The following is a 24,553-nucleotide window of genomic DNA, read 5'->3' as shown; positions in this document are numbered from 1 at the left end:
TCTTCGTGATGTCAGTCAGCTCTGGGTCTAGAGTGTCGGTTGTGACGGAGATCGTGCAGCCCCAGGTCAAGTTGATCGCATGGACGCATTTCGAGGCCCCCGACGACGTTCCGTGGTCGACGGACGCCGACGGCGGGCAGGCGCTCGCGGAGTTCGCCGGGCGCGCCTGCTACCAATCCTGGAGCAAGCCGAACCCCGCCACCGCCACCAACGAGGGCTACCTCCGCCACATCCTGGAGGTCGGTCACCTCTCGGTGCTCGAGCACGGCACGGTGAGCTTCTACTTCACCGGCGTGTCGCGTTCGTTCACGCATGAGCTGATCCGGCACCGGCACTTCTCCTACTCGCAGCTCTCGCAGCGATACGTCCCGGAGCGCGCGGCGGCCATGGTGGCGCCGGAGGCCATCGCCGCCGACCCCGAGCTGCACAAGAAGTTCGTCGAGGCCGGCGAGGCCGCCGTACGGGCGTACAACGAACTGCTGGAGGGCCTGGAGGCCAAGTTCGCCGACGTCCCCAACGCCACGCTGCGGCGCAAGCAGGCCCGGCAGGCGGCCCGGGCCGTCCTGCCCAACGCGACCGAGACCCGCATCGTGGTCACCGGCAACTACCGCGCCTGGCGGCACTTCATCGCCATGCGGGCCACCGAGCACGCCGACGTGGAGATCCGTGAGCTGGCCGTCGAGTGCCTCCGCCAGCTGCAGCGGGTGGCGCCGAACGTCTTCAACGACTTCAAGATCACGACGCTGGCCGACGGCAGCGAGATCGCCGCGAGCGAATACCTCTGGCAGGGCTGACCAGCCTGCCCAGCCAGTTCACTCCGGACCGCAGTTGACGATAAGTTGGCAAGTATGACGCGCGACTCCCGGCGGCCGTTCGGCCGCCTGCTCACCGCCATGGTGACCCCGTTCCGGGCCGACGGCTCGCTCGACGTGGACGGCGCCGCCCGGCTGGCCGCGTACCTGGTGGACGAGCAACGCAACGACGCGCTCGTGATCAACGGGACCACCGGGGAGAGCCCGACCACCTCGGACGCGGAGAAGGAGACCGTCCTGCGCGCCGTCGTCGAGGCGGTCGGGGATCGAGCCAAGGTCGTCGCCGGAGTCGGCACGTTCAACACTCACCACACGGTCGAGCTGGCCCGGTCCGCCGAGAAGGCGGGCGCGCACGGCCTGCTCGTCGTCACGCCGTACTACAACAAGCCCCCGCAGTCCGGGCTGCTGGCACATTTTCGCACCGTCGCCGACGCCACCGGGTTGCCGGTGATGCTCTACGACATCCCCGGTCGCAGCGGGGTGCCGATCGCGACCGACACGTTCCTCCGCCTGGCCGAGCACGACCGGATCGTCGCGGTCAAGGACGCCAAGGGCGACCTCACCGCCAGCTCCTGGGTGCTGCGAGACACCGACCTCGCGTACTACAGCGGTGACGACGCGCTGACCCTGCCGCTGCTGTCCGTCGGCGCCAGCGGCCTCGTCGGGACGTCCACCCACCTCACCGGAGCGTCGGCGGCCGACCTCATCTCGGCGTACCACGACGGGGACACGGCGGAGGCGCTGCGACTGCATCGGCAACTGCTGCCGCTGTTCACCGGAATCTTCCGGACCCAGGGCGCGATCCTCGTCAAGGCCGCGATGAACGCGAAGGGCCTGCCCGCCGGGCCGCTGCGCCCGCCGCTGGTCGACGCCACCGAGGCCGAACTCGCGCAGCTGCGGGCCGACTGCGCCGCGGCCGGCCTGCCTCTCTGACTCGCGAACGCGGCTGCGCAGCTCGCGGCCGCCCATGGACCACAGGAGTAGTGAAGTGACCGAAGCGCACGTGGAGTTGCCCGCACCGCCACCGCTGCCGGAAGGTGGACTACGCGTCATCCCGCTGGGCGGGCTGGGCGCGATCGGGCGCAACATGACCGTCTTCGAGTTCGACGGAAAGCTGCTCGTCGTCGACTGCGGCGTGCTCTTCCCGGACACCGAGCAACCCGGCGTGGACCTGATCCTGCCGGACTTCGAGCCCATTCTGGACCGGCTCGACGACGTCCAGGCGATCGTCCTCACCCACGGGCACGAGGACCACATCGGAGCGGTGCCCTACCTGCTGGCGCACAAGCCCGACATCCCCCTGGTGGGTTCCCGGTTCACGCTGGCCCTGGTCGAGGCGAAGCTCGCCGAGCGCCGGATCACGCCCTACTCGCTGACCGTCGTGGAAGGACAGCGAGAGCAGCTCGGTCCGTTCGAGGTCGAGTTCTTCGCGGTCAACCACTCCATTCCGGACGCCATGGCCGTCGCCATCCGGACCCCGGCCGGTCTGGTGCTGCACACCGGTGACTTCAAGATGGACCAGCTGCCGCTGGACGGCCGGATCACCGACCTGGCCGGGTTCGCCCGGCTCGGCGCGGAGGGCGTCGACCTCCTGCTCTCGGACTCGACCAACGCCGAGATCCCCGGCTTCGTCACCTCCGAGCGGCAGATCGGGCCGGTGATCAGCTCGATCTTCGCCAAGGCCACCGGCCGGATCATCGTGGCGTCGTTCGCCTCCCACGTCCACCGTGTCCAGCAGGTGCTCGACGCGGCCGAGGAGCACGGCCGCAAGGTCGCCTTCATCGGCCGATCGATGGTCCGCAACATGGGCATCGCGCGCGAGCTCGGCCTGCTGCACATCGCGCCGGGTCTGCTCATCGGCATCGACGAGGCGACCACGCTGCCGCCCGAGCAGATCGTGCTGATGTCGACCGGGTCGCAGGGCGAGCCCATGAGCGCGCTGGGCCGGATGGCCACCGGCGACCACCGGCACATCACCATCGCCTCGGGGGACACCGTTGTGCTCGCGAGCTCGCTGGTGCCCGGCAACGAGACCAGCGTCTACCGGGTGATCAACCAGCTCGCCCGGCAGGGCGCCACCGTCATCCACAAGGACGTCGCCAAGGTGCACGTCTCGGGTCACTCGCCGGCCGGCGAGCTGCTGTACCTGCTGAACGTGGTCAAACCCAGCAACCTCATGCCGGTGCACGGCGAATGGCGCCACCTGCGGGCCCACGCCCGGCTCGGCGTCGAGAGCGGCGTCGCGCCCGATCGCATCGTGCTCTGCGAGGACGGCGACGTCGTGGACCTGGTCGACGGCCGCGCCGAGCTGGTCGGTCACGTGAAGAGCCGCTACGTCTACGTGGACGGTCTGGCCATCGGCGACGTCGGCGAGAGCCTGCTCACCGAGCGCCGGATCCTCGGCGACGGCGGCTTCATCGCCGTCACCGTGGTCGTCGACTCGGTCACCGGCAAGGTGGTCGGCGGCCCCACCGTCTCGCAGAAGGGCTTCTCGGAGGACCCGGCCGCGTTCGACCCCGTGCTGCCGCTCATCACCCAGGCCCTCGATCGGGCCGCGGCCGACAACATCACCGACCCCCACCAGCTCCAGCAGCTGGTACGCCGAGTGGTGGGCAAGTGGGTCAACGAGGCGTACCGGCGGCGGCCGATGATCGTGCCGTCTGTTCTGGAGGTCTGACCACAGAGCGGGGTGTGACACGCTTTCGCGAATGCCGCACCTCGTTGATGATCTCCTCTACGCTGTCAAGCATGGCGCGCCGTACCACCCCGACCACGAGCCGCCGCGTGAACCCGCCCAAGGCGTCCACTGCGGTGGCACGTACCCCCGCGTCCCGCACCTCTCGGCGTACCCCTCCTAGATCGACGGCGAGGCGACGGACCGCGAGCTTCCCGGGGCCGCTGGACGTGCTGGGCAAGGTGACCGGCGGGCTGTTCTTCGGCCTGGCCGGGGCCACCGGCTGGGCCGCGCGGGCCGTGGGGCAGAAGGCGGCGACGGCGCGGGAGCTGGAGACGGAGCATCGCCGCGACGGCCTGGGCCTGCTCGGCCTGGTGGTCGCGTTGCTGCTCGTCGTGGCGCTGTGGTTCGACGCGGGCGGTCCGGTCGGTGCGTGGATCGCGGACAAGGTGCGGTTCTTCTTCGGCTCCGTCGCCAATGGACTGCCGTTGCTGCTGGGTTTCACCTCGATCCGGATGATGCGGCACGCGCCGGAGGAGAATCGGCAGGGCAGCGGCCTGGTCGGCTGGGGCAGCCTGCTGCTGGCGCTGACCGGCCTGTTCGACATCAGCCAGTCGCCGGCGGACCAGACCGGGCGCGACTCCGCCGGCGGCATCATCGGCGCGGTCACCGGTGGCCTGCTCAAGGACGCCGTCAGCGGCTGGGTCGCCGTCCCCGGCCTGATCGTGCTGCTGGTTTTCGGCGTGCTGGTGGTCACCGCGACGCCGCTGAACAAGGTGCCCGAACGGCTGGCCGCGCTGAGCGACCGGCTCTTCGGCGGCCGTGGGTCCACCGAGGACGACGACGAGTTCGCCGATGTCGACGAGCGCCCGTCGCTGCCGCCGCGTCGCCGCAAGCCGCTGCCGGACCCGTTCGGGCCGGGCGACATCGACGGCGAGGTCATCGAAGACCTGCAGGAGACCATCGTCCTGCCGCGTACGCGCAAGAAGGAGCGCAAGCAGCTGGAGGCACCGGCGCACACCCCGCCGCCGCCGAAGGCGGTCAAGCTCGAGCAGCTCGCCATGCCCGGACTGGGCGGCGACTACGTGCTGCCCCCGATGACGATGCTCGGCCACGGAGCCGCGCCACGCGCCCGGTCCAAGGCGAACGACGACGTCATCGAGGCGCTGCGGCACGTCTTCGACCAGTTCGACGTGGACGCCGCGGTCACCGGGTTCAACCGGGGTCCCACCGTCACCCGATACGAGGTCGAACTCGGCCGGGGCGTCAAGGTCGAACGGGTCACGCAGCTGTCGCGCAACATCGCGTACGCCGTCAAGTCGCAGGACGTGCGGATCATCAGCCCGATCCCGGGCAAGAGCGCCATCGGCATCGAAGTCCCCAACAGCGACCGGGAGGACGTGGCCCTCGGCGACGTGCTGCGCTCCCGGGTCGCCGAGCAGGAAAGCCATCCGATGGTGGTCGGCCTCGGCAAGGACATCGAAGGCGGCTACGTCGTCGCCAACCTGGCCAAGATGCCCCACATCCTCATCGCGGGCGCGACCGGCGCCGGCAAGTCCAGCTGTCTCAACTCGCTACTGGTCTCGATCCTCGCCCGGTCCACTCCGGACCAGGTGCGGCTGCTGCTGGTCGACCCCAAGCGGGTGGAGCTCACGGCATACGAGGGGATACCGCACCTCGTCACGCCCATCGTGACCAACCCGAAGAAGGCCGCCGACGCCCTCGACTGGGTCGTCCGTGAGATGGACATGCGCTACGACGACCTCGCCGCGGCCGGCGTACGGCACATCGACGAGTACAACCGTAAGGTGCGGGCCGGGCAGGTCAAGCCGCCGCCCGGCTCGGAACGGGTCATCGAGCCCTACCCGTACCTGCTGGTGATCGTGGACGAGCTGGCCGACCTGATGATGGTCGCTCCGCGCGACGTCGAAGACTCGGTTGTACGCATCACCCAGCTCGCCCGCGCGGCCGGCATCCACCTGGTCCTGGCGACCCAGCGCCCGAGCGTCGACGTCGTCACCGGCCTGATCAAGGCCAACGTGCCGTCCCGCCTGGCCTTCGCCACCAGCTCGCTCGCCGACTCCCGAGTCATCCTCGACCAGCCCGGCGCGGAGAAGCTGATCGGGCGAGGCGACGGCCTCTTCCTGCCGATGGGCGCGTCGAAGCCGATCCGGATCCAAGGCGCCTGGGTCGACGAGAAGGAAATCGTCGAGGTCGTCGAGTTCTGCAAACGGCAACGCGAACCGCAGTTCCGCTCAGACGTGACCGCGCCGCCGCCGGTCGACACCAAGAAGAAGGCGGAGGAGGAGATCGGCGAAGACCTGCAACTGCTGTTGCAGGCGATCGAACTGGTCGTCGTCTCCCAGCTCGGCTCGACCAGCATGCTGCAGCGCAAGCTGCGCGTCGGCTTCGCCAAGGCCGGACGCCTCATGGACCTGATGGAGACCCGGGGCATCGTCGGGCCGTCCGAAGGATCGAAGGCGCGCGAAGTGCTCATCAAGCCCGACGAACTACCCGAGGTCCTGGCCTCCCTCGGCGCCGACGACTAACCCGTCTCTGTCCGCCCGCTGCCTCCCGCCCCGTCTTTTCCGCGTGATCATGAACTTATCGCCATGATCGACCGGCGTGTCGTGTGCGTAGCATCCTGATCAACTCCGCGAACGGGTGATCGACTTCGCCGGGGGAGTTGCCGATCATCGATACGCTGCCCGCGTGGACCTCCCTGCGGATCTGCGAAGCAGCCAACCGGCGGAATCCAGACCACCACGTGTCTGGGGCTGGGGCGCCTGGTCGGTCCTCGGTACGCTCGGCGTACTCGCCGCTGGGTGCGTATGGATCACCTGGAGGGCGGCCGAGGGGCGCGTCGACTGGATTCTGGGCGTCACGCTCGTCGCCCTCGGTGGAGCAGTGCTCGCCATATGGCTGCGGAACCTGGTTCGCTGGGGCCTCGGGGTTCTCCTCGACGCTCAGCGCGTCCAGGCCGAGCTATGCGCGGGTGGAACGGCCGGGATGGATCTGGTCTTCCTGACTTTCACCTGGCGTGGCCGCCTGCGCTATCAGCAGGTCGTCTGGGAACCGTGGATCCCGGAACTGCCGAGCGCACCGGAGATCCTGGTGCGACGGTGTCCCGGTCTCCAAGCCATGTTCGTCGTCGACATCCCGGGCCGTGGCAGGTTGTGGCCGTCCCGGGCCGCCCATGGCAGGCCACCGTGGCGCGTACCGGTCGGCCCGGCCGGCTTTCGGACGAGTCCGCTGGGCTGGGGGAGTGTGCTGCTGTGGAGCGCCCCCTCGCAGACGATCCTGGCACTGCAGTACGGCCCGGCGACGTTGGCGGTCACCCTCCCACTGCAGGCGGCACTCCTGCTGATGCTGGGCGTGGCCTTCTCCGGTGTCGCGAGCGAAAGCTGATCGCTTCCGGGAAGCCCGACCGGTTACCGTGACGCCGTGACAGCACCCGAGGTACCGGCCGGCCGTGAGTCCGTCGTTCGCGTCTCCACCCTGGAACTCTTCTTCGACCTGGTCTTCGTCTTCACCATCACCCAGCTCACCGCGGTGCTGGCCCACGATCTCACCGTCGGCACCGCGCTCCGGGTGCTTCTGCTGCTGTTGATCATCTGGTGGATGTACGACGGCTTCGCCTGGATGACGAACACCGCCGCCCCGACCGACCCGGTACGCCGAGCGCTCCTCCTGCTCGGGATGGCGGGATTCCTCCTGATCGCGTTGGCGTTGCCGGACGCCTTCGGCGCGGCCGGCTGGGCATTCGGCGCCGGGTACTTCCTGGTCAACGCGATCCACAGCGGACTGCTCCTGCGCGTGGCCCCGGGTGCGATGCGCAAACTCGCCCCGCTGAACCTGATCAGCGCCTCGCTCGTCCTGGCGGGCGGGTTCGCGCCCGATCCCTGGCGAGTGGTCCTCTGGATCGCGGCGGCGCTGGTGATGACCGCATCGCCCTACCTGCACCCGCTGACGGAGTGGAACATCAGCTCGGCCCACTTCGTCGAGCGGCACGGCCTGATCGTGATCATCGCGCTCGGCGAGTCGATCGTCGCCATCGGCGTCGGCGCCTCCGGCCTGGAGCTGACGGCGACGTTGATCTTCGTCGCGTTCCTCGGGCTGGTGCTCTCGTTCCTCCTGTGGTGGGTCTACTTCGGCGGCGACGACTCGGCGGCCGAGGAAGCGCTCGACCGCACCCCGGTGGCGAAACGCGGCCGGGCGGCGTTGCACGCGTTCGGCTGGGCGCACGTGCCGCTGCTGCTGGGCGTCATCGCGCTCGCGGCGGGCGTGAAGAAGGCGATCGGCCACGCGACCGAGCACATCTCGGTGGCCCAGGCGCTCGTGCTGAGCGGGGGCGTGGCCGTCTTCCTGCTGGGCGACGCGCTCTTCCGGCGCATCCTCCGCATCGGTACGCCATGGTTCCGGTTCATCGCCGGGCTCTTGGCGCTCCTCACCGTGCCGCTTGGGCTGTGGCTGAACGCCGTGGCCCAGCTGAGCGCGCTCGTGGTGCTGCTGGCGGCACTGCTGCTGCTGGAGCGCCGCAGTCCTCGCTGACCAGTCCGCTCAGCCCTGTTGATCATGGAGTTTGCCCCCACGACACGCCGTCTGGGCAACAGTTAACTCCATGATCAACGGGGATGCGGGGCGGGTTCGGCCATGATCAACGTGACGGCGCGGAATCTCGGCTGCCGCTATGCGGACACGAGAACGGGGTGTGTCGCAGGTCCCCGGTAGTCTTGTCGAGTGCCGCCTTCCACCACTTCCCAGCCCCGTGTGGCCCTCCTCACCCTGGGCTGCGCCCGCAACGAGGTCGACTCCGAAGAGCTCGCCGCCCGCCTGGCGGGTGAGGGCTGGCACGTGACGACCGACGGTGAGGGCGCCGACGTAGTGCTCGTCAACACCTGCGGGTTCGTGGAGAAGGCCAAGCGGGATTCGATCGACACCCTGCTCGACGCCGCGAAGACCGGCGCGAAGGTCGTCGCGGCCGGGTGCATGGCCGAACGCTATGGCAAGGAGCTGGCCGAGAGCCTGCCCGAGGCTGACGCCGTGCTCGGCTTCGACGACTACCCGAGCATCGCCGCCGTCCTCGACAAGGTCCGCCACGGCGAGCAGCTGACTGCGCATGCTCCGCGTGACCGGCGCGAGCTGCTTCCGGTGACCCCGGTCGCGCGCCGGTCGGCCGACGTGATCATCCCCGGCCACGCGGCGACCACCGTCGACGCGGCCACCCCGGCGCACCTGCGGCCGGTGCTGCGCCACCGGCTCGACAACGCGCCGGTCGCTTCCCTCAAACTCGCCAGCGGTTGCGACCGCCGGTGCTCGTTCTGCGCCATCCCGGCCTTCCGGGGTGCGTTCGTCTCGCGTACGCCGGACGAACTGCTCGCCGAGGCCGAGTGGCTGGCCGGGACGGGCGTCCGTGAGCTGGTTCTGGTCAGCGAGAACTCGACTTCCTACGGCAAGGATCTCGGTGATCCCCGGGCGCTGGAGAAGCTGTTGCCGCAGCTGGCCGCCATCGACGGCATCGTCCGCGTCCGGGCGAGTTACCTGCAGCCGGCCGAGACTCGGCCGGGGCTGGTCGAGACGATCGCGACGACGCCGGGCGTGGCGGCGTACTTCGACCTGTCGTTCCAGCACTCGTCGGAGGCGGTGCTGCGGCGCATGCGCCGGTTCGGTTCGACCGAGCGGTTCCTGGAGCTGCTCGGTTCAGCGCGGGAGCTCGCACCGCACGCGGGCGCGCGGTCCAACTTCATCGTGGGCTTCCCGGGCGAGACCCCGTCCGACGTACGCGAGCTGGAGCGATTCCTGACCGAGGCGCGGCTGGACGCGATCGGCATCTTCGACTACTCCGACGAAGACGGCACGGAGGCCGCCGGCTTCGACCGCAAGGTGACGCCACGGACCGTTCAGCGTCGCTACGACAAGTTCCTGTCGCTCGCCGAGGAGCTGTCCGCTCAGCGCGCCGAGGAGCGCGTCGGCACGCTCGTCGAGGTTTTGATCGACACCGTCGGCGAGGATGAGATCGAGGGCCGGGCCGAGCATCAGGCCCCCGAGGTCGACGGTTCGACCACGCTGGTCGGGGGCGACGAGGGCGTCGACCTCGCCGCGCTCCAGCCCGGCGACCTGGTCCGGGCCCGCGTGATCTCCGCTGACGGCGTCGACCTGGTCGCCACGCCGGTGGCGATGATCGACGCGCGCCGGACGCCGAGCCGCCGGGGCCACTAACGTGTCGGCTGTGCAGGAGCGAGTGCGGAAGGTTCCGGTCCTCAACGCGGCCAACGTGCTGACCGCGCTGCGCATCCTGCTGGTCCCGGTCTTCGTCGTCCTGGTCATCGTGTCCGGGATGACCGACTCCGGCTGGCGGATCGCGGCCGCGCTGACCTTCGGCGTCGCCTCGGTCACCGACTTCGTCGACGGCTGGATCGCGCGCCGCTACGGCTTGATCACCTCGTTCGGCAAGGTCGCCGATCCGATCGCGGACAAGGCCCTGACCGGGTCCGCGCTGGTCCTGCTCTCGATCTACGGCGTGCTGCCGTGGTGGGTCACGCTTCTCATTCTGGTACGCGAATGGGGCGTGACCGCCCTCCGCTTCTGGGTCATCCAGTACGGGGTCATCGCGGCCAGTCGTGGCGGCAAGGTGAAGACGGTTCTGCAGATCGCGGCCATTACCTGGTATCTGTGGCCGTTCGGCTCACCGTTGAGCGCAGTCGGTCCCTGGTTGATGGGAGCGGCCTTGATCGTTACCGTCGTCACGGGGGTCGATTACGCCGTGACCGCGTTGCGGATGCGGGCGGCGAAACGGGTCTGACCCCGGGGACGGGAGGACCCATGATCGAGGCCTACCTGGACCGGCTGGGCGTACGCCCGACCGAGCCCAGCATCGCGGAGTTGACCGCCTTGCATCGCGCCCATGTGGAGCGCATTCCCTACGAGAACATCGAGATCTATCGTGGCCGGCCGCCGGGCATCGATCCGGCCGAGTCGCTGGGCTGGATGGGCCGGGGCCGGGGCGGTTACTGCTACCAGCTCAACGGGGCGTTCGCGACCTTGCTCGCCCACCTCGGATACGCCGTGACCTGGCACGTCGGCGGAGTGCACACCGCGGTCGAGCCGGTCGGGGCGACCGGCAACCATCTGGCGCTCACCGTCTCCGGGCTGCCGTCGCCGGAGTGCCCCGAGGGCGTCTGGTTCGTCGATGCCGGTCTCGGGGACGCTCTGCACGATCCGCTGCCCTTGCGTGCGGGGACATACCGGCAAGGTCCTTTCGAGTACGCCCTGGAGCCCTCCAAGATCGTTGAGGGCGGCTGGCACTTCGCCCATGCCGCCGACTCCTCCTTCGCCGGGATGGACTTCGGCCCCGTCGCCGACGGCGTACAGACGTTTGCTGCGAATCACGCGCACCTGTCGACGTCGCCGGAGTCCGGCTTCACCCGGGTCCTCACGGTCCAGCGCCGGACCGCGGACGGTGTGGACATCCTGCGCGGGTGTCAGGTGATCCGACGCGACGCCGCGGGCAAGACGGTGCGCGACGTGGCCGGCCAAGCCGAATGGCTCGCGGAGCTTGACCGTTTTGGTCTGCGTTTAGAGGGAATCGACCTGAATACGCTCTGGGCGAAAGTTCTCGCGGATCATGAAGCGTGGTCGGCGAGTCAGAAGTCGGAGGTTCAATGAGCGTCGAGCGGGGGAATGTGCGGGCGGTGGTCGACGTTTTGATCGAACGTGGCCAGACCATCGCGGTGGCCGAGTCGCTGACCGGCGGCCTGTTAGCCGCGACCCTGGTCGAGGTTCCCGGAGTCTCCCGCACGTTCCGTGGCGGTCTCGTCGTGTATGCGACGGACCTCAAGGCCAAGTTGGCCGGCGTCGACGCCGATCTGCTGGCCGCGAACGGGCCGGTCGACCCCGAGGTGGCCGCCCAGCTGGCCCGCGGCGCTGCTCTGACCTGCGGCGCCGACTGGGGACTGGGCACCACCGGGGTAGCTGGTCCCGATCCGCAGGACGGTGTGAGCGTGGGAACAGTCTTCGTCGGCGTGGCTGGTCCGCAGGGCTATCACGAGGTTCGAGGGCTGCGGCTGGACGGTGATCGTGCCACGATCCGGGCACAGGCTGTCACAGCGGCACTCTCGCTGCTGGCTGAGGGTCTCGACAAGGGGTAGGGTCGTAAACAGCCGTCGGTGACAACCGACGGCAAGCACTATCTGCCGGAAGTTCCGCTAGGGGGTGTGTCATGGTGTTGTTGCGACGCGTCATCGGCGATGCACTGCGCGGGCGCCGCCAGCGCCAGCACAGGACCCTGCGAGAGGTCTCCACCGCGGCGAACGTGAGTCTCGGATATCTCTCGGAGATCGAGCGCGGCCAGAAGGAAGCCTCCTCGGAGTTGCTCTCGTCGATCTGTGACGCCTTGGGCGCACAGCTGTCCGAACTGCTCCGGGAAGTCAGCGACACGCTCGCGCTGGCCGAACAGCTCGAAGGCCTGGAGAACGGCCGGCCCGTCGAGACCCCCGCGGCCCCAGCCGCGTCTGCGGCCTCGGCCCGCAAGGTCATCCCGGGTACGCGCAAGGTCACGACTCCGGATACCAAGATCACGGATGGCCAGGTCTCGGTGACCGTACGCCACGACTCGCCGCTGCGGACCACTCTCATGGCGACCCGCAACCGGCGCCCGGGGCGTACGCTCGAACGCACCGCCGGCTAGGCCATTTGCGCACGTCAACGGCGCGCCCGCCCTCGTGGTCGGCGCGCCGTTCGCATTCCGCTTCCGTTTCTTCCGCGCCCGCCGCAGGCCTTCCGCCCCTCCGCGCCCGCCCCCGGCCTTCCGCGGTGCCCGCACCAGCCTTTTCCGCGCGATCAGGAACATAAGTTCATGATCGCGCGGAAAACCGGGGCGGTAGGGGGCGGCGGTTAGTCGGTGGTGATGCGGAGGACGTCGCCGGCTGTGACGCCGAGGACCACTGCGGCCCGGCCCCCGTTGACCGCGACGGCCAGGCGTTCGGCGGAGTCGGGGAAGACGACCATGCCGCCTTGGGGCGCGTCGGCGAAGGTGGCGCCGTTGATCGCCCGGCAGCCGCCGACCACGATCTGGCTGGGTAGCCCGGCGAGCAGGGATCCGTCGGCGGCCAGCTGTACGTTGCCGAATCGGTCGATGGTGAGTACCTCGGCTTCGAGCCAGCCGTCGCCGATCGCCACGACCGGGTCGGGGAGGACGATCAAACTCGCCGGATCGATCTCCGGACCGGCGTCCATCAGCGATGCGCCTGCCGCGATCCGGCCGGCGACCGGGGTGAAGACGTCGCGGCCGTGGAACGTACGCGAGATTCGTCCGGCGAACCACTTCTCGTTCGTCAGGTGCACGCCGCCGACGACTCCGCCGAGTTCGCGGGCCGCCCAGGGCAGCAGTCCATTGTCCGGTCCGACGAGGATCCCGCCCGGCGTGATCAGGGCGACCGGCCGGCGTTCGGTGCCGACGCCGGGGTCGACGACGGCGACGTGGACGGCGCGGGGCAGGTGGCTGACCGTCTGGGCGAGGACGGCGGCACCCCGCGCGACGTCACCCGGCGGGATGAGGTGAGAGACGTCGATGACGCGGGCGGCCGGAGATATCCGGGCGAGGACACCGTGGCAGGCGGCGACGAAACCGTCGGAGAGGCCGTAGTCGGTCGTCAGCGAGATCCAGTCATAACCGGGCATGTCTCGAAGTTACTCGCCGATCCACGTTGGCCCGGCCTTCCGTCCTCACTCCCGGCTCGAGCGTTCAGGCCGGCCGGTGAGAATGCGGTGCGTCACTGCCCCTGCTCTCGGCGTACTCCTATCTTGCTGAAGAGGACGATCACCGGAAGCGTGCAGATCAGCGGGCCCACGACGGCGAGGGGCCTGGTGAGCCACCACTGTAGATCGATGCGCAGGTCGTCGGTCCGGTCCGTGAATTCGTAACCGAACAGCAACCAAGCCAAGAAAAGGAATATCGCGAGCCCGGTGGTGTGCACCAGATAGAGCGGCAGCGAGAAGCGGTTGATCAGGTCGTTCGCCTTGTGCCACCGTGGCCGGAGCAGCACGCGTTGCATGGTGGGCCGCAGGAGTTCCACCACGCCGATCTGGAACAGCAGCAGTGCCACGATGACGAAGGTCGGCGGGGCCATGTTGGAGAACCGTTCGCCCGGCACGCCGACCATCGAGCCCGGATACAGCCCCGAGCCGACCAGGCCGACCAGCCCGAACAGGCCAGCCCAGAGCAGCGTCCAGTCAGCGCGGCGCGGCGCCTCGACCACCTGCTGGTAGAAGAATCCCGCCTGGTGGGCGAGGCCCCAGACGAGGACCATGTTGGCCCAGCCCGCCGCCTCGATGTGGTAGTTGAACCGGACGACGTCGATCATCATCGCCGCGCCGCCCAGCCACACCAGCACGAGGCTGCCGTACCGGCGGTGCAGCCAGAGCGACACCGGCAGCAACACGATCAGCATCAGGTAGATCGCGAGAAACCACAATGGACTGATGATGAGCCGGACCGCGCGGCCGATGCCTTCCAGCTTGAAATACCCGCCGATGGCCGAGCCGACCGCGACCCAGGCCAGCATCACGACCATCGCCGGCACGGCCAGCTTGCGGATCCGCCGGGTCACAAAAGATCCAATTTGTACGCCATTAAGCCGTGCCCGCTCCCACGAACGAAGATGGACGTACCCGCCGACGTAGAAGAACAACGGCATGACCTGGAACAACCAGGTCGCGAGCCAGAAACCGCGGGTGAACCCGAGTGGGCTGGTCGCGTGCGGGCCGGCCTGAGCGCCGTTCGACTCCCAAGTCAGGATGGTGAAAGCCCAGTGCCACAACACGACCACGATCAGACTGGCGGCGCGAAGGAAGTCCACGTAGTTGTCGCGGGACCCGGCCTTCGGGGTCGTCGAGGTGACTGCCGTGGGGGCGCTCATGCCCGAGGACTATGCCAGAGAAGGCCTCGTCGCACGGTCTGCTGCCCGACGCTCCGCCGCTGCGTCCGTCGCGCCGCCGTCAGCGGGCCGCTTCCGGCGGGCCGCCGCGGTGGCCGCGTCCGAGAAGTTGATCTAGGCGAGAAAGTGTCGTCATAGCAACCGAAACTCGCCAAGATCAACCCCGAACGCGCGGCCAGCGCCGCGCCCGCGATCAGCGCCCTCGACCGGCGCGGTCCGTTCAGGCGCGAAGCCGAAGTCCCCGAGGTGTCACGGTGAATCCGGCCGCCGCTAACGCCTCGCCCAGGACGCTGTCGTGCACCGCCTCGCCGTCGGCCCGTTCCACGCTGAGGCTCCCGAGCGCCCCGGCCCGAACGGCCTCCGCCAACGCCTTGGTCGCCGCGGCGATCAGCTGCGGTTCTGCAGTGAAGGTCAGCAGCGTACGCCCGCCGCGTTCGACGTAGAGGACGAGTTCGCCGTCGACGAGGACGACCAGCGCGCCCGCTTTGCGACCGGGGCGGTGCCCGCCGTCGGCCGGGGGCCAGTCCAGGGCGGCGCCGTAGGGGTTGGCCGGATCGGTTGCCGCCAGTACTTGGGCCGGGAAGGTGCGGTCGGCGTATGACCGCAGGCGGTCGACTGCGCCGGGCAGCGCGAACTGGGCCGCGCCCAGTCCTTCGACGAAGTAGCCTCGGCGGGCCGCCCCACGCTCCTCCAGCCCTGACAGGACCGGGTAGACGGCCGCAAAGCCACCGGGCTGACCCTCGGCGGCCACCGCTCCTCGGGTGACGACGCCGTGCCGTTCCAGCAACGAGTCGGCGAGGGCGGCCGCCCGGCGGGTGGGGTCGAGGTCGCGCTCGGCGACGAGATGCCAACGCCCGGCCACTGTCGGCGGACCTTGCCGCAGTGTGCTCAGCGAGACGCGCCCGCTGCGCTGGTAGCGCGAACGCCCGGGCGCGGGCCGGGATTTGTGTGCGCCGGTGCCTCCGGAGAGCAGTGCTCGCACCGGTGCCAGCGTGTCGTTCCCGACCAGGCCTGCCCACACGAGGTCCCACAACGCCTCGACTACCTCAGGCTCCTCGGCGGTCGTCGGGAACTGGCGGAAGAACAACGCGCCGCCGCTCAACGCGTCCAAGATGGACTGATGTAGGGCCGGCCACTCCTGATCCAGGGCGGGCGGCAGGAGCAACGGCGCGGAATCGGCGAAGGCCAAGGCGACCCAGCCGTCGGCGCCCGGGATCGGGCCGGCGCCGCACCAGACGACCTCGCCGGTGGCGCACAGTTCGTCCAGGTCGGACGGACGATAGCCGTCGACCCGGGCCGGCAGGATCAGCCGTTCCAACGCCGACGCCGGCACCGGTACGCCCTGCAACTGCGCGACGACGTCAGCGACCCCGTCGAGCCCTTTCCGGCTTCGCCCGATGCCCTGCCAGCGCGACAGGAACCGGCCGAGCACCCGGGGCGGCACCGGCTCGATCTCCTTGCGCAGGGCGGCCAGCGACCGTCGGCGGAGCATCCGGAGGACTTCGGCGTCACACCATTCGACGTGCCCGCCGTCGGAGGCCGCCGTGAACTCGCCCGACACGACCCGGCCGGTCGCGGCGAGCCGGCGGAGCGTGTGATCGACGACCGCCACGCCCAGCCCGAAGCGCGCCGCGCACTCGTCCGCCCGGAACGGGCCGTGCGTACGCGCGTATCGGCTGATGAGATCGGTGAGCGGATCGGGCACCGGGGCGGTGAAGGCGGCCGGCAGACCTGGTGGCAGCGCCACGCCGAGCGCGTCGCGATAGCGACCGGCGTCCTCCGCGAGGATGAAGCAGTCCTGGGCGGCGACGCGTACGCGGACGATCCGGTTGGCCCGCTCCAGCGGAGCCAGCCACTCCACGGAGGCACCGAGCGCGGTCAGCTCGTCGAGTGTCAGTTCGCCCAGTTGGCGGAGCGCCTCGACGACGTCCTCCCCGTCGCGGAGCGGCCGTTCGGCCCAGCGCAGCCGTTGCGCGACCGCCTCGATCACCGTCGGATCGAGCAGCTCGCGCAGTTCCACCCGGCCGAGCAGCTCGGCGAGCAACGTCGGGTCCAGCGACAGCGCGGCCGCTCGGCGCTCGGCCAGCGGGACGTCCTCGCCGTAGAGGAATGCCCCGACATAGCCGAAGAGCAGTGATCGCGCGAACGGCGACGGCTTGGCCGTGCTCACGTCGATGAGGCGTACGCGCCGGGCGGCGACCGAGCGCATCAGGTCGGTGAGGGCGGGCAGATCGAAGACGTCGCGCAGGCACTCCCGCGCCGCCTCCAGTGTGACCGGGAAGTCGGGGAAGTCCCGGGCGACGTCGAGCAACTGCGCGGCCCGCTGGCGCTGCTGCCACAACGGTTGCCGCTTGCCCGGATCGCGCCGGGGGAGGAGCAGCGACCGTGCGGCGCACTCACGGAACCGCGATGCGAACAGAGCTGAGCCGCCGACCGCGTCGGCCACGATCATCGAGATCTCATCGGCGTCGAAGACGAGGTCGGCCGCGCCCGGCGGCTCCTCCGCGCCTTCGGGCAACCGGATGACGATGCCGTCGTCGGCCGCGTGGACCTGGGCGTCGACGCCGAGCCGCTCGGACAGCCGCTGCCCGATCGCCAGCGCCCACGGCGCGTTGACCGGCGCCCCGAGGACGCAGTGCAGCACGATCCGCCAGTCGCCAAGCTCGTCCCGGAAGCGCTCGACGAGGACGGTGCGATCGTCGGGCAGGTGCCGGGTCGCTTCGCGCTGCTCCGCCAGGTACGCCGACAGGTTCTCCCGAGCCGCCGGATCGAGTCCCTCCACATCGGAGGGCTGCCGGAGGAAGGTCCCGATGGCCTTGCCGAGTTCGACCGGCCGCCCGGCCTGGTCGCCCTTCCAGAACGGCAGCCGGGCCGGTTGGCCGGGCGCCGGCGACACCAGTACGCGATCCGGCGTGATCTCCTCGATCCGCCACGAACTGGTGCCGAGGGCGAAGACGTCGCCGACCCGGGACTCGTAGACCATCTCCTCGTCGAGTTCGCCGACGCGGGCCGGTTTCGCCGAGCCGGCGAGGAAGACGCCGAACAGTCCCCGGTCGGGAATGGTGCCGCCGCTGGTCACGGCGAGGCGTTGGTTGCCCGGACGCCCGGTGATCCGGTCGGTGGCGCGGTCCCAGACGATCCGCGGCCGCAGTTCGGCGAACGCGGTCGACGGGTACCGCCCGGACAGCATGTCGAGCACCGAGTGCAGGGCGGAGTCGGGCAGCTCGGCGAAGGGCGCCGCGCGCCGGACGAGCGTGGCGGCGTCGGCGACCGTCCACTCGTCGAGCGCCGTCATCGCCACGATGTGCTGCGCCAGCACGTCGAGCGGGCTGTGCAGGTAGTCCAGCGACTCCAGGGTGCCCCCGACCATCCGCCGTGAGACCACGGCCGAGGTGAGTAGATCGCCCCGGTGCATGGGGAACACCACCCCACGTGAGATCGCGCCGACCTGGTGCCCGGCCCGGCCGACCCGCTGCAGACCGGCGGAGACACTGGGCGGCGCGCCGACCTGCACGACGAGGTCGACCGATCCCATGTCGATGCCGAGTTCGAGGCTGGAGGTGGCCACGACGGCGGGCAGCCGCCCCGACTTCAGCTCCTCCTCGATGTGCTTCCGCTCCTCTTTGGACACCGAACCGTGGTGGGCCCGCGCGATCACGCCAGGCGCGCCATAGCCCGCGCCGGCCTGGGCCATGATCTGGGCCGGCATCGGGATCGCCCGGTCGAGGTCCTCCACCGCCAGCTCGTTGAGCCGGGCGCACAGCCGCTCCGCGCCCCGCCGCGAGTTGGTGAAGACGATGGTCGACCGATGCCCCTTGATCAGCTCGTAGACCCGGTCCTCGACAGCGGGCCAGATGGACGCGCGGCGAGGCCCCTCGTCGTCGGCCCGGCCTTCGTCGAGCGCCGTCATGTCCTCGACCGGCACCTCGACGGAGACCTCGATCGTCTTGGCCGTCGGTGGCTGCACGACCTCCACCGGAGCCGCCCCACCGAGGAATCGGGCCGCCACTTCGGTCGGCTGCACGGTGGCCGACAGCCCGATCCGTTGGGCGGGCCGGGCCAGCAACGCGTCCAGCCGCTCCAGCGACAACGCGAGGTGCGCCCCGCGTTTCGTCCCCGCGACCGCGTGGACCTCGTCGAGGATCACCGTCTCGATGCCCCGCAACGCCTCCCGCGCCTGGGACGTCAGGAGCAGGAACAGCGACTCCGGCGTGGTGATCAGGATGTCGGCGGGGCGCTTGGCGAACACCCGCCGCTCGTCGGCCGGGGTGTCGCCGGTGCGCATGGCGACCGTCACCGCCGGCTCGGTCAGGCCCAACCGATCGGCGGCGTGCCGGATGCCGGTCAGCGGGGTCCGCAGGTTGCGCTCGACGTCGACCGCCAGCGCCTTCAGCGGGCTCACGTAGAGCACGCGGCAGCGCTTCTCCGGCTCGGCCGGCATCGGTTCGTGCGCCAGCCGGTCCAGCGCCCACAGGAACGCCGCGAGCGTCTTGCCCGAGCCGGTCGGCGCCACGACCAGGGCATGCCGCCCGGCCGCCACCGCCTGCCACGCGCCCGCCTGGGCGGCGGTGGGGGCGGCGAAGGCGGTCGAGAACCACTCCCGGGTCGCCGGGCCGAACAGCTCCAGCACGTCGGTCACGCATCCATCCTGCCCCGACCCCCCGACAAACGGCGGCGTGAACAAATCGTCCGCCTTGCAAGTCTTGCCCGTTTCGTAACTCTCGGTTACCGTCGTAAAGACGTTGAGTAGTCCATCGAACCAGCCTGGGGGTCCCAGCAATGGACGACCGTCGAATCCGCCCGCGCCGCACCGCCGCCCACGAATCAGACGTGCTGCTCCGCCAGCTCGACGGTCACCTGGCCTGGGTCCAGGTCCGCGCCCCGCACGACTTCCCGCTCGCCGAACGCATCGCGGTCACCCTGCGCCGACTGGTCGCGGAGACGTCTCGCGCCAGCGCCGCGGATCGCGCGATGGTACGCGCAGCGGTGCACTTCGTCGTCGTCCGGCGGCATCGCATCCACCAGCGCCACGCCCGGCGACCGGTCAGCGCCGATGTGGCGGTGCTGAACGAGATCGTCACCGCTCTGGGTCGTGGGGATCTCGCTCTCGCTCTTACCTGACCTCCGGCTGCGGCTCGGTCGTTGGTTGCTGTTGCTTGGCGCCGAAGAGGGTGGGTGCCGGGCTCCGTGCGTCGCGTTTGTCCGATTTACATGATCAGCGGAAGTTGCGCGGTGCTATGGCACCACATTTCCTCCGTTGATCATGGCGCTGACCGAACGAACCCGCAGCTAAAGAGAAGCGGTGGCGAGCCGAAGGCTGAACCCGAGGAAGAGCACACCGACAGCGCTTGCGCCCGCCCGAGCGAGCAGCCGACGGCGACGGAACAGCGCAGCGAGCCGGTCGCCGGTGAAGATCAGCGCGGTCAGGTAGATGAGGCTGAACAGTTGCACGATCGCGCCCAGCACGGTGAAGGTCACCGCGGGGTGGGCGTACGCGGGGTCGACGAACTGGATGAAGAAGGAGATGAAGAACAGGATCGCCTTCGGGTTCATCAGGCTGATGACGAAGGCCCGCCGGAAGGGCCGGTCCTCGGCCACCGGAGCGGCGTCAGTCGGGCCGGGGCGCGACAGCAGCATGCGTATGCCGAGGTAGGCGAGGTAGGCGGCGCCGGCGTACTTGAGGGCCAGGAACACCGGCGGGAGGGCGCGCAGCAGTGATGCGACTCCGGCGGCCGAGGCGACCATGAGGATGGTGTCGCCGAGGAACACGCCGCAGGCGGCCTGATATCCCCGGCGTACTCCTTTGGAGGCCGCCGTCGAGAGGACGAACATCGAGTTCGGGCCGGGCAGCAGGATGATCGCCACCGTGCCGAGAAGGTACGTCCCCAGGTCTGTCACGCCGAGCATCAGGTAAGCCTAGGGCGGAGCCGGGCACGCAGAGCCGACTGTGCGGCAGGCCACTCCTCGGCGGTCATACCGAACACGTAGGTGTCCCGCCACGTGCCGTCGGACAGCTTCTTGTGCCGCCGCAGCACGCCTTCCCGGGTCGCGCCCAGCCGTTCGATCGCGGCGTGTGACCGCGAGTTGAGGGAGTTGGCCTCCCACTGCACCCGTACGCACCCCAGGGTGTCGAAGGCGTGCTGGAGCAGGAGCAGCTTCGACTCCGTGTTGATCCCGGTACGCCACCAGCGCCGCCCCAGGGTGGTGATGCCGATGATGACGGAGCGGTTGTGCGGGTCGACTCCGTAGAACGACGTGGTGCCGACGATCTCGCCGGTGACCGCGTCCCGTTGCACCCAGGGCACCCGGGCTCCGCGTACGTGCTGGTCCTCGGCGTCGGCCACGAGCCGGGCCATCTCCTCGACGGTCGTCGGGGTGTCGTTGAGCAGGTAGCGCCACACCTCGTCGTCCTGGCCGACGGCGGCGAACAGGCCGGGCGCGTGCGACAGGTCGAGCCGTTCGAGGATCACGTGTTCGCCCTTGAGCGTGGGCGCCTCGTGCCAGGGGCTCGGGGTCGTACGCAGGTAGTCGGGCAGCGGCGCGGTGACGCCGTGATCCCGCTGCGCAGTGCCGACCACCGTACGCATCGGCACGACACCGGCCCAGTGCGGCAGCCCGAGGTCCTCCTCGTCGTCGTCCACCCCGCCGGTACGCGCGCGGACGCTCACCTCGGTCAGGTCGAGGCGCAGGACGGCGGTCTGCGCCGACTCCTTGGCGGTCGGCGGACGGCTGGCGGCGGCCCGTCCGGGCCCGACCTTCTCGGTCAGCGCGGTGAACGCCAGATCGCGTTCGGCCGGGTCGGTGACGAGGACGGCGACGCCGTGCGCGACCAGCGACCGGTAGTTGGCGCTGTGGTTGAACTGCGACCGGGCCAGCACCAGGCCGTCCAGGTGGGTGACGCTCAGGCAGACTGGGAGCCCGTCGGCGCGGCCGGCCAACGCCACCCGCGCGCCGGTCGAGAAGTGCACGTAGACGACGTCGTCGACGCGTACGAACAGGGTCGGGAGGGCGCGCGGCTCGTCGTCGACGATGAACGACAGCGTGCAGAACCACGCCTCGTCGAGGACGGCGTGGGCCTCCTCACGGGAGTAGCTCATCCGCTCCTTCTCGCGAAGGCTGGTGGTCCGAGGGGTTTTGGCGTACATGAGGTCCCACCTAAGAGCTCATTGTTCTGGTACAGTCTTGAAACTGTGGCGGTACAGTATCAGATCTCCGGGAAGACCGCAGCCGAGATCGTTCGCAGCGTCGAGGACGGCGTGCGGACAGGGGCGTTGCGGGCGGGCGACCTGCTCCCGACGGTGCGCGCCCTCGCGGCCGAGTTGAGCGTGGCGACCAATACCGCCGCGGCGGCGTACCAACAGCTCCGGCAGCGCGGCATCGTCGAGACGCAGGGGCGTCACGGCACCCGCGTACGCCCCGAGCCGCCGATCTCGGCCGATCGCAGCAGCCGCGGCCCGGTGGTGCCGGACGGCGTACTCGATCTGGCGATCGGCGAACCGAGCCTGCTGCCCGACCTCGGACCCGTCCTGGCCCACGTGGCCGCGGCCGGGGTCACCGCCAATTACCGCGACGCCGGCGTCCTGCCTGAGCTGGCCGAGCGGGCCCGCGAGCGGCTGCCGGAACTTCCGGCCGACGCCGCGATCACCGTCGTCGGTGGTGCGCTGGACGGCCTGGACCTGCTGTTCAGCACCGCCTTGCGACCTGGCGACCAGGTCGGCGTGGAGGACCCGGGCTGGGCCGCCTCGCTGGATCTCGTGGCGGCCCACGGGCTGTCGGTCGTCCCGATTCCCGTCGACGACGACGGCCCGACTCCGCAGGGCGTCCGGGAAGCTCTCCAGAAGGGTGTCAAGGCGGTCATCGTCACCGCCCGGGCGCAGAACCCGACCGGCGCGGCCGTGACGCCGAAGCGCGCCGAGCACCTGGCCAGGGAATTGAGGAATCGGGACGTCCTGCTGATCGAGGACGACCACGCCGCCGAACTGGCCGCCGTCCCGTTGGCCACGCTGGCCGGGGTCACGCCGCGGTGGGCCTTCCTCCGCAGCGCCTCCAAGCCCTATGGGCCGGACCTGCGGATCGCCGTGCTGGCCGGGGACCCCGACACGGTCGCGCGCGTCGAAGGACGCCGGAGGCTGGGCGCCGGATGGGTCTCCACCGTTCTCCAACGGACGCTCGTCCGGCTGTGGGAGACGGCCGACGTCTCCGCCGCCGCGAGGGAGTACGACGCCCGCCGCACGAGCCTGGTCGAGGCGTTGCGGGCCCGGGGCTTCACCGCGTACGGCCGGACCGGCATCAACGTCTGGATCCCCGTCGACGACGAGACCCGGATCCTCACCGCGCTCCGCGACTCCGGTTACGCGGTCGCCCCGGGCAGCTTGCATCGAGTGGCCAGTCCTCCCGGCGTACGAGTAACCATCGCGAACTTGACCCAAGCGGACATCGAGCCCTTCGCGGACGCCTTCGCGGCGGCCGCCGCCGGCCGCCGCTGGACGGTCTGACCTGCACCGAAGCGAGTTGGCATCACGGCCGGATGATCGTTACGGGTAGGGTGACAGGTCCACCCTCAGTCCTTACCCCTCGGAGCATCCGCAGTGTCCTCGGTCGATGTCGCGCGCGTCCAGCGCCGCACGGTGCGCGTCCTGGTAGCGAACGAGATCGTCAGTGGTCTCGGCGTGGCGATCGGCATCTCGGTCGGCGCGCTGCTGACGAAGGAGATGGTGGGCACCGCGCTGTCCGGCGTCGCGCAGAGCGTGGCGGTGATCGGCGGTGCGTTGAGCGCGCTGCCGGCCAGTCGCATCATGAACCGGTACGGCCGCCGCCCCGGGCTGGCGCTGTCCTACCTGGTCGGCGCGGCCGGGGCGATCACGGTGGTGGCCGCGGCCGCCTCCCGGCACGTCGCGCTGCTCATCGCCGGGATGTTCCTGTTCGGGGCGGGCAACACCGGCAAGTATCAGTCCCGCTACGCCGCAGCCGATCTGGCCCGGCCGGAGCAGCGCGGGCGGCAGCTGTCCTGGGTGATCTGGGCCTCCACCATCGGTGCGGTGGCCGGGCCGAACCTGGCCGCCCCGGTCGGCCGGCTCGTGGCGGGCACGGACATCCCGGTGCTGGCCGCGCCTTATCTGGCCTCGGCCGCGACGTTCCTGGCCTGCGCCGCCTGGATCCTGCTCGTGCTGCGTCCCGACCCGCTCAAGCTGGCCAAACAGCTCGCCCCCGAGCCGCCGCCCACGCTCGAGCCGGCCGGTTCGGGCGCGGTCGCCACGGTGGCCCCGCCGGTGGCCGTGGCGGCGCCGATCACGTTCCGCCAGGCCGCGGCGGTGGTGTGGTCGGTGACCGGCGCACGGCTCGGCCTGGTCGCCACCGCCCTGGGCCACCTGGTCATGGTGGGCGTGATGTCGATGACACCCATCCATATCGGACAGACGCATCACGGCGCGGCCTCGCTGAGCATCGTCGGGTTCGTGATCGGCCTGCACATCGCGGGCATGTACGGACTGTCCCCGCTTGTGGGCTGGGCCACCGACCGGCTCGGACCGCGGCGGGTCATTCTGGCGGGGGTGGTCCTGCTGGTCGCGGCCTGCGCGGTCGCGGGCGCCTCCGGCGACGACGTGGTACGCCTGACGCTCGGCCTGGTGCTGCTGGGTCAGGGCTGGTCGTGCACGATGGTGGCCGGTTCCACGCTGTTCGCCGCGAGCGTCCCGCTGCCGGCCAAGGCGGCTGCCCAGGGCCTGTCCGACCTGACCACCGGAGTGGCCGGGGCGACGGCGGGCCTGCTCTCCGGCGTGATCGTGCAGTACGGCTCGTATCCGGTGCTCACGATGCTGGCCGCGCTCGCGGTGGTGCCGCTGCTGGCGTTGACGCTGCGGACGGGGCAGGCTGGGTCTTCGGATACGACGATGAGCGGACGGTGAGCATGAAGCTGAGCGACTTCTGGCGGCGGATGGGGGAGGCCTTCGGCCCCGCGTACGCGCGGTCGGTCGCCGCCGATCAGGTGTTGCCGCAGCTCGGTCAGACGGTGGACGAGGCGCTGCGGTCCGGGGTCGAGGCGATCGTGGTCTGGCGGGCCGTCGTTGCGACTTACCCCGACCGGGTGCCGTCCCGGCTGCGGTAGCGTGTCAAGGTAGCGCATAGTACAGGTG

Annotated in this window: 20 protein-coding genes; 15 read left to right on the top strand and 5 right to left on the bottom strand. The window is 70.2% G+C overall.

Translation table 11 applies throughout. The features are described from left to right. The first annotated feature begins 50 nt into the window (after positions 1-50). The 11 genes from thyX to AB0H43_RS18560 all read left to right on the top strand — a co-directional run bounded on the left by thyX (position 51) and on the right by AB0H43_RS18560 (position 12,172). The gene (gene thyX / locus AB0H43_RS18610) at positions 51-794 is read left to right on the top strand and encodes an FAD-dependent thymidylate synthase (protein WP_360000885.1); all 744 of its coding nucleotides are present in this window, start codon (positions 51-53) and stop codon (positions 792-794) included. 54 nt (positions 795-848) lie between these two features. Next, positions 849-1,745 carry a 4-hydroxy-tetrahydrodipicolinate synthase gene (dapA, locus tag AB0H43_RS18605; protein ID WP_360000604.1) on the top strand — a complete coding sequence of 299 codons (897 nt, stop codon included), beginning with the start codon at positions 849-851 and terminating at the stop codon, positions 1,743-1,745. Positions 1,746-1,800: 55 nt separating this feature from the next. Further along, entirely contained in the window at positions 1,801-3,489 is a 1,689-nt protein-coding gene (locus AB0H43_RS18600) for a ribonuclease J (RefSeq protein WP_360000603.1), read from the top strand. A 71-nt stretch (positions 3,490-3,560) separates the two neighbouring features. Continuing rightward, positions 3,561-6,035, top strand: coding sequence for a DNA translocase FtsK 4TM domain-containing protein (locus AB0H43_RS18595; RefSeq protein WP_360000602.1), 2,475 nt, complete (start codon positions 3,561-3,563; stop codon positions 6,033-6,035). Between the two features lie 163 nt (positions 6,036-6,198). Next, positions 6,199-6,894 carry a hypothetical protein gene (locus AB0H43_RS18590; protein WP_360000600.1) on the top strand — a complete coding sequence of 232 codons (696 nt, stop codon included), beginning with the start codon at positions 6,199-6,201 and terminating at the stop codon, positions 6,892-6,894. Positions 6,895-6,930: 36 nt separating this feature from the next. After that, positions 6,931-8,037 (top strand): low temperature requirement protein A, encoded by a 1,107-nt coding sequence (locus tag AB0H43_RS18585; protein WP_360000599.1) that lies wholly within the window; start codon positions 6,931-6,933, stop codon positions 8,035-8,037. Positions 8,038-8,226: 189 nt separating this feature from the next. Continuing rightward, a complete protein-coding gene (gene rimO / locus AB0H43_RS18580) occupies positions 8,227-9,705 on the top strand; it encodes a 30S ribosomal protein S12 methylthiotransferase RimO (protein WP_360000598.1) in 1,479 nt (492 codons plus the stop codon). A 10-nt stretch (positions 9,706-9,715) separates the two neighbouring features. Next, the gene (gene pgsA, locus AB0H43_RS18575) at positions 9,716-10,288 is read left to right on the top strand and encodes a CDP-diacylglycerol--glycerol-3-phosphate 3-phosphatidyltransferase (protein WP_360000597.1); all 573 of its coding nucleotides are present in this window, start codon (positions 9,716-9,718) and stop codon (positions 10,286-10,288) included. A gap of 20 nt (positions 10,289-10,308) precedes the next feature. Further along, positions 10,309-11,151, top strand: coding sequence for an arylamine N-acetyltransferase (locus AB0H43_RS18570; protein WP_360000596.1), 843 nt, complete (start codon positions 10,309-10,311; stop codon positions 11,149-11,151). After that, entirely contained in the window at positions 11,148-11,633 is a 486-nt protein-coding gene (locus AB0H43_RS18565) for a CinA family protein (protein ID WP_360000595.1), read from the top strand. The genes AB0H43_RS18570 and AB0H43_RS18565 overlap by 4 nt, the downstream gene beginning before the upstream one ends. Positions 11,634-11,704: 71 nt before the next feature. Further along, the gene (locus AB0H43_RS18560) at positions 11,705-12,172 is read left to right on the top strand and encodes a helix-turn-helix transcriptional regulator (protein ID WP_360000594.1); all 468 of its coding nucleotides are present in this window, start codon (positions 11,705-11,707) and stop codon (positions 12,170-12,172) included. A gap of 206 nt (positions 12,173-12,378) precedes the next feature. Here AB0H43_RS18560 and AB0H43_RS18555 read toward each other — a convergent pair whose 3' ends face one another. The 3 genes from AB0H43_RS18555 to AB0H43_RS18545 all read right to left on the bottom strand — a co-directional run bounded on the left by AB0H43_RS18555 (position 12,379) and on the right by AB0H43_RS18545 (position 19,059). After that, the gene (locus tag AB0H43_RS18555) at positions 12,379-13,164 is read right to left on the bottom strand and encodes an SAM-dependent chlorinase/fluorinase (protein WP_360000593.1); all 786 of its coding nucleotides are present in this window, start codon (positions 13,162-13,164) and stop codon (positions 12,379-12,381) included. Positions 13,165-13,256: 92 nt separating this feature from the next. After that, complete coding sequence (locus AB0H43_RS18550) at positions 13,257-14,402, bottom strand: acyltransferase (protein WP_360000592.1); 1,146 nt, start codon at positions 14,400-14,402, stop codon at positions 13,257-13,259. Positions 14,403-14,640: 238 nt separating this feature from the next. After that, on the bottom strand, positions 14,641-19,059 hold the full coding sequence (locus AB0H43_RS18545) for an ATP-dependent helicase (RefSeq protein ID WP_360000591.1): 4,419 nt from the start codon (positions 19,057-19,059) through the stop codon (positions 14,641-14,643). A 140-nt stretch (positions 19,060-19,199) separates the two neighbouring features. Between AB0H43_RS18545 and AB0H43_RS18540 the strand changes: the two genes are divergently transcribed. Then, positions 19,200-19,541 carry a hypothetical protein gene (locus AB0H43_RS18540; RefSeq protein WP_360000590.1) on the top strand — a complete coding sequence of 114 codons (342 nt, stop codon included), beginning with the start codon at positions 19,200-19,202 and terminating at the stop codon, positions 19,539-19,541. A gap of 168 nt (positions 19,542-19,709) precedes the next feature. Here the strand turns inward: AB0H43_RS18540 and leuE are convergent, their stop codons facing one another. Continuing rightward, positions 19,710-20,327: a leucine efflux protein LeuE gene (gene leuE / locus AB0H43_RS18535; RefSeq protein WP_360000589.1), complete on the bottom strand. Its 618-nt coding sequence runs from the start codon at positions 20,325-20,327 to the stop codon at positions 19,710-19,712. Beyond that, positions 20,327-21,517 (bottom strand): bifunctional pyridoxamine 5'-phosphate oxidase family protein/GNAT family N-acetyltransferase, encoded by a 1,191-nt coding sequence (locus AB0H43_RS18530; protein ID WP_360000588.1) that lies wholly within the window; start codon positions 21,515-21,517, stop codon positions 20,327-20,329. Before AB0H43_RS18530 ends, leuE begins: the two co-directional genes overlap by 1 nt. Before the next feature lie 93 nt (positions 21,518-21,610). Between AB0H43_RS18530 and AB0H43_RS18525 the strand changes: the two genes are divergently transcribed. The 3 genes from AB0H43_RS18525 to AB0H43_RS18515 all read left to right on the top strand — a co-directional run bounded on the left by AB0H43_RS18525 (position 21,611) and on the right by AB0H43_RS18515 (position 24,525). After that, on the top strand, positions 21,611-22,915 hold the full coding sequence (locus AB0H43_RS18525) for an aminotransferase class I/II-fold pyridoxal phosphate-dependent enzyme (RefSeq protein WP_360000587.1): 1,305 nt from the start codon (positions 21,611-21,613) through the stop codon (positions 22,913-22,915). 93 nt (positions 22,916-23,008) lie between these two features. Then, on the top strand, positions 23,009-24,325 hold the full coding sequence (locus AB0H43_RS18520; RefSeq protein ID WP_360000586.1) for an MFS transporter: 1,317 nt from the start codon (positions 23,009-23,011) through the stop codon (positions 24,323-24,325). A gap of 2 nt (positions 24,326-24,327) precedes the next feature. Beyond that, positions 24,328-24,525, top strand: a complete 198-nt coding sequence (locus AB0H43_RS18515) for a DUF3046 domain-containing protein (RefSeq protein WP_360000883.1) — start codon at positions 24,328-24,330, stop codon at positions 24,523-24,525. Positions 24,526-24,553 lie beyond the last annotated feature (28 nt).

This window comes from Hamadaea sp. NPDC050747 (assembly GCF_040654195.1).
Taxonomy (GTDB): domain Bacteria; phylum Actinomycetota; class Actinomycetes; order Mycobacteriales; family Micromonosporaceae; genus Hamadaea.
Note: the sequence above shows the minus strand (reverse complement) of the source record. Positions and strands in the feature narration are given on the sequence as shown.